The 5,035-nt window shown below is 50.7% G+C and carries 2 protein-coding genes and 2 pseudogenes; 3 read left to right on the top strand and 1 reads right to left on the bottom strand.

From position 1 onward, the window contains the following. Window positions 1–11: 11 nt before the first annotated feature. From DZ54_RS22160 to DZ54_RS0114625, 3 genes and pseudogenes are all read left to right on the top strand, one after another. A pseudogene (locus DZ54_RS22160) lies at window positions 12–3,279 on the top strand (efflux RND transporter permease subunit). After that, the gene (locus DZ54_RS0114630) at window positions 3,276–4,340 is read left to right on the top strand and encodes an efflux RND transporter periplasmic adaptor subunit (RefSeq protein ID WP_025674884.1); all 1,065 of its coding nucleotides are present in this window, start codon (window positions 3,276–3,278) and stop codon (window positions 4,338–4,340) included. Before DZ54_RS22160 ends, DZ54_RS0114630 begins: the two are co-directional and overlap by 4 nt. A gap of 65 nt (window positions 4,341–4,405) precedes the next feature. Further along, complete coding sequence (locus DZ54_RS0114625; protein WP_025674882.1) at window positions 4,406–4,885, top strand: substrate-binding periplasmic protein; 480 nt, start codon at window positions 4,406–4,408, stop codon at window positions 4,883–4,885. On the opposite strand, the pseudogene DZ54_RS26300 reads toward DZ54_RS0114625, so the two are convergent. Continuing rightward, a pseudogene (locus tag DZ54_RS26300) lies at window positions 4,864–5,035 on the bottom strand (IS4 family transposase); the annotation flags it as partial. The gene DZ54_RS0114625 and the pseudogene DZ54_RS26300 overlap by 22 nt on opposite strands.

The following is a 5,035-nucleotide window of genomic DNA, read 5'->3' as shown; positions in this document are numbered from 1 at the left end:
TTACCCGTGTGATGAACAGTTTTTTCCCGCCTATTTTAATTGTGTTGGCGGCTTTTGGTGGGGGCTGCTGCGCTATGGCTCACGCCCAAAGAGGAAGATCCACAAATTGTGGTGCCAATGGCCGATGTGCTGATACAAGCGCCGGGACTAAATGCGCAACAAGTAGCCAAGCAAGTCACTCAACCGCTCGAGAAAAAAGTCAGTCAGATTGATGGGGTGGAGTATGTTTATTCCACCACGAAAGCAGGATCAGCCCGAGTGACCGTGCGCTTTTATGTCGGTCAAGATCGCGAATCGGCGCTGGTTAATCTGTATAACAAACTGTACGCCAATCAAGATGCCATTCCAGCAGCGGTGAGCGAGTGGGCGATTAAGCCGGTTGAAATTGATGATGTACCCATTGTGATTGCTGCCCTTCGCAGCGACAAGCCAGATATTCTCGATCATTACGCCCTCCGCCGCATTGCCGAGCAAGCCACCTTGGATTTAAAAGCCTTGCCACAAACCAATGAAGTCAAGGTTGTCGGAGGCATGCCACGTCAAGTGTTAGTGGCCTTAGATCCGGCGGCGATGGCAAGTTATCAAATCAGTGTGGCCGATTTAACCAATGCTTTTTCTCTGAGTCATCAAAAACGCCATGCCGGTGATATTCAGTATCAAGGCCAGCGGTATGTGCTTGAAACCGGACAGTGGTATCAAAGCCTTGACGATATTCGCCAGCTGGTTGTTGCCGTTGTAAATGGTAAGCCTGTGTACTTACAAGATGTCGCCACCCTAACTGATGGTTCCACAGAGGCAATCACCGATACCTGGATACAATCGCAAGCAGAGACTGAACCACATCCAGCCGTATTTATCTCGGTTGCCAAGCAAAAAGGCTCGAACGCGGTGACGGTTGCCGACGATGTTACGCGCACTCTCAATCGTTTAGCGAAAACCCAGTTCCCAGAGGAGGTAGAGGTTGAGACTATTCGTAACTATGGTCAAACCGCCGATGCCAAAGTCAGTAATTTAGTCTCGAGTTTAGGCATTGCGGTCCTCACCGTGGTGGTGTTTGTGGGGCTGTTTTTGAACTGGCGCAGTGCCTTGGTGGTCGCCATCGCGATCCCGATCAGTTATGGCGCGGCACTTGGCTCGATCTCGCCTTTGGTTATTCCATCAACCGAGTCACCCTGTTTGCTTTGATTCTAGCGCTGGGCCTGATTGTCGACGATCCGATTGCCAGTATCGATAACATTGAACGTCACCTGACCCATGATCATCAACCACGCGGCCGCACCATTGTACTGGCGATGCTGGAAATTAAACGGGCACTGATCATGTCGACGGTAGCGATTGTGATTGTGTTTACCCCGATGTTTTTTATCACCGGGATGATGGGGCCTTACATGGCACCGCTAGCATTTAATGTCCCGGTCAGTGTGGTGATCAGTACCTTGGTGGCGTTTTTAGTGACGCCGTGGTTGGCGAAAAAAATTGTTCGCGCCTCGAACAAGGGCGATGACTACCGTCTCGAGACGACGCCACTTTATCGGGGCTACCGTCGACTATTGCTTCCCCTCGTTAGACAATAATCGCCGCGCCAAAGGGTTTCTTATAGTGGTGGGAGTGTTGTTTGTGGTGGCCGCGATGTTACCGGCGCTGCGTCTCGTGCCGCTTAAACTTTTACCCTATGACAACAAAAATGAATTTCAGGTGGTGTTGGATTTACCGGAAGCCGCCAGTTATGTCGAGACCTCGAATGCATTGCGTGAGATGAACGCCTATCTGCAACAGCAAGCGGAGGTGGTCTCTGTGTCGGGCTTTGCGGGGCTAGCGTCGCCGATGGATTTTAATGGCATGGTGCGTCATTACTTTGCACGCAATGCGCCTTATCAAGGTGAATTACGCGTGGTACTGGTGGATAAGCAGCGGCGTGAGTTGCAATCACATGGCTTAGTCACCCGTTTGCGAGATGACCTAGAAGCGATTGCGGCAAAACATCATGCGGATGTGCAATTGGTGGAAATGCCACCTGGCCCGCCTGTATTGGCGACCATTGTCGCGGAAGTGTATGGCGCGCCCAGTACGCCCTACGCAGATATTCAAGCGCAAGCTAAAAAGGTGGCCGCAAGACTGGAACGAGAAGAGTTTGTCTCGGAAGTGAGTACCAGTATTCAAGGGCCATTATCGCGTTGGCAGTTTGTGGCTGACCAAGAAAAAGCCGCGTTATCTGGCGTCGCCATTGCCGATATTAACCAGGCATTGCGCGCGGCCAATCAAGGGGTAATCTTGGCCCATTTGGCGGATGCCGATGAAATTGATCCCTTACCGGTAACGCTGCGTTTAGCCCCGGATGCACGCGATCAACTTGATACCTTATTAGCACTTCACATTCGTGGCCGTGCCGGTGTCGCGAAACAATCGGTGCGAGGCGCTTTGGTCGATGCCCCTCAGCCACTTGTTGCGTTGAGCGAGTTGGGGCATTTTGAGCGTCTACCGGCGGACCAGCCGATTTATCATAAGAATCTTCAGCCTGTGGTTTATGTCTATGCTGAGCCGACTGGGCGAGTACCTGGCGAAGTGGTCGCTGATGTGATTGCTGACTTTGATCAGCCCGAAACGGACACATCACGGCCGCTCGCAGCGCGCAGCTACCTCGACAATGGCGCTGGCGATGGTTGGCAGGTGCGTGACGATATTAATGTTGTCTGGAGCGGCGAAGGTGAGTGGAAGATCACCATCGATGTATTCCGTGACCTTGGCATTGCCTACGGCGCCGCTTTGTTAGGCGTATTTATCGTCATGCTGATCCAAACTGGCTTACCGGCGGTTTCTGGAATGATTATGCTGGCGATCCCGCTGACGGTGATTGGTATAATGCCCGGATTTTGGTTGCTTAATGGCTTAAGTGGCGAAATTAATGGCTACCCAACTCCGGCACTTTTTACCGCTACCGCGATGATAGGCATGATTGCACTTGCTGGGATCGTGGTGCGTAATTCTTTGGTATTGATTGAATTTATTCAGCAATCATTGGCACGGGGTATGGCGCTTAATGAGGCGTTGATACAAGCAGGTGCAGTGCGTATGCGGCCGATTTTACTGACCGCAGGCACCACGCTGTTGGGGAATGTGATTATTACTTTAGATCCTATTTTTAATGGGCTCGCATGGGCAATTATTTTCGGGATCGCGGCATCAACCGTGTTTACCTTGTTGGTTGTGCCTGTGGTGTACAACTTGGCTTATCAAAATCATCCCACCCATGGATTACCGGCAGAAGGAGACGAGGTATGAAAGCGAAAAAAGGATTATTGGCTTTAGCGCTAGCTTCTGGACTGTTAGTGCTAGTTTTGGCCATGGCTGGCGTATTTACGGATAATGTGACCTCAGAGTCCAGCTTTCCTGAACGGGCGGATGATCGCGAAACCTTGACACTTACTGCCGTTGAACAGCCGCAAACCCGGACCTTTTCAGGGCAGCTGGTGGCGCGGCAAAACGCGACATTGGCGGCGCGAATGACGGCAACGGTCGCCGATGTACTGGTGGATGTTGGCGATCGCGTGGAGCAGGGCGATATATTGATCCGTTTAGATAATGCGGATCTCAGTGCCAAAGTACGGCAAGTGCAACAAGCATTGGCTTCGGCGCAGTCACAACTGAATACCGCGCGTAGCGATTATCGCCGGATGGAAACCTTATTGGCGAAAAAACTCGTGCCACAATCGCAATTTGATGATGCCGAGAACCGCTTAAACACTGCGCGTTCTGAGTATCGCCGGGCTATCGCGGCGGTGGATGAGGCCGAAACTCAATTCGGATTTAGTTTGGTGCGCGCGCCATTTACTGGACTGATCAGCGAAAAAATCATCAATCAAGGAGATACCGCGACACCGGGTGCGGCGATGCTGACGTTATACAACCCAGACAGCATGGAAGCGCAAGTGAATATCGCCGAGTCTTCACTGCCTTTTGTGACTACCGGAGACACGCTTAACCTACGTTTGCCGACTTATGAAAAAACACTGACCGGCACGATACGCACGATCACGCCGGCCGCGGATGCGACATCACGTAGCTATCGTGTCGCCTTGACCTTGCCTGTTGAACAAAGAGAGGATCAGGTGCTACTCCCTGGCATGTTTACAAAAGTGACGCTGTCACAAGAGTCGGCGTCTGTCTTATTTGTGCCCGCTAACGCGCGTTATCAAATTGGTCAGCTTGACTATGTGAAAATCGTTGAAGATAACCAAATCAAAACACGCTTGGTGGTCCTCACCCAAGAGGGGCGAGTGCGTAAGGGCTTAAAATCAGGAGATACTGTGTTAATCAATCCAAAGTCGCAGAAAAATAAATGACCGGATTCGCATTTCTAACGATGTCGACGATACTTAAAGGTGAGTCATCCCTCAAGGAGTCGATTATGAAAATTGCGTTACTTTCTGCCACGGCATTGGCCGGTAGCTTACTATCAGGGCCAGCGATGGCACTCGATACCTCGTCGCTTAAAGTGTGTGGTGATGGGGCGAACTGGCCTCCTTTTCACTATAAAAAAGGCGAAACTATCGAAGGCTATGATATTGATGTGCTCAATGCCATCTTCCAAGATAGCAGCGTGAATGTGTCGGTGGATTTACCACCCTGGAAGCGGTGTGTTTTTGAGACAAAAGCGGGCAACTACGATATTGCGCTCAGCGCATCTTATAACAAAGAGCGCGATCGTGATTTTCTTTTAACTGATTATTATTACACGCTGCAGCCCAGTTATATTTACTCGACTCAACAACATCCGAATGGCCTTAATATCGATACGGCGGATGATATTAATCAGCTGCGGATGTGTGGTCTATTGGGTTATAACTACAACACTGAGAGATCCCCTCATAAATCCGCCAATGCATAGCCCTCTTTTAAGAGCTGCTGGGCTAGAACCACAGCCGCAGCTAAGAGGTGTTGAGTTATAATTTCGTAGTCTGGTCGCCTGAGGACTTCCATACCTAACCGGACGGTAGACAGGACATTTCGATTWCTGACTGTATTCGCTTGAAAGTGA

This window comes from Salinivibrio socompensis S35 (assembly GCF_000513715.1).
Lineage (GTDB): Bacteria > Pseudomonadota > Gammaproteobacteria > Enterobacterales > Vibrionaceae > Salinivibrio > Salinivibrio socompensis.
This window is presented reverse-complemented; position numbering and strand designations above follow the sequence as displayed.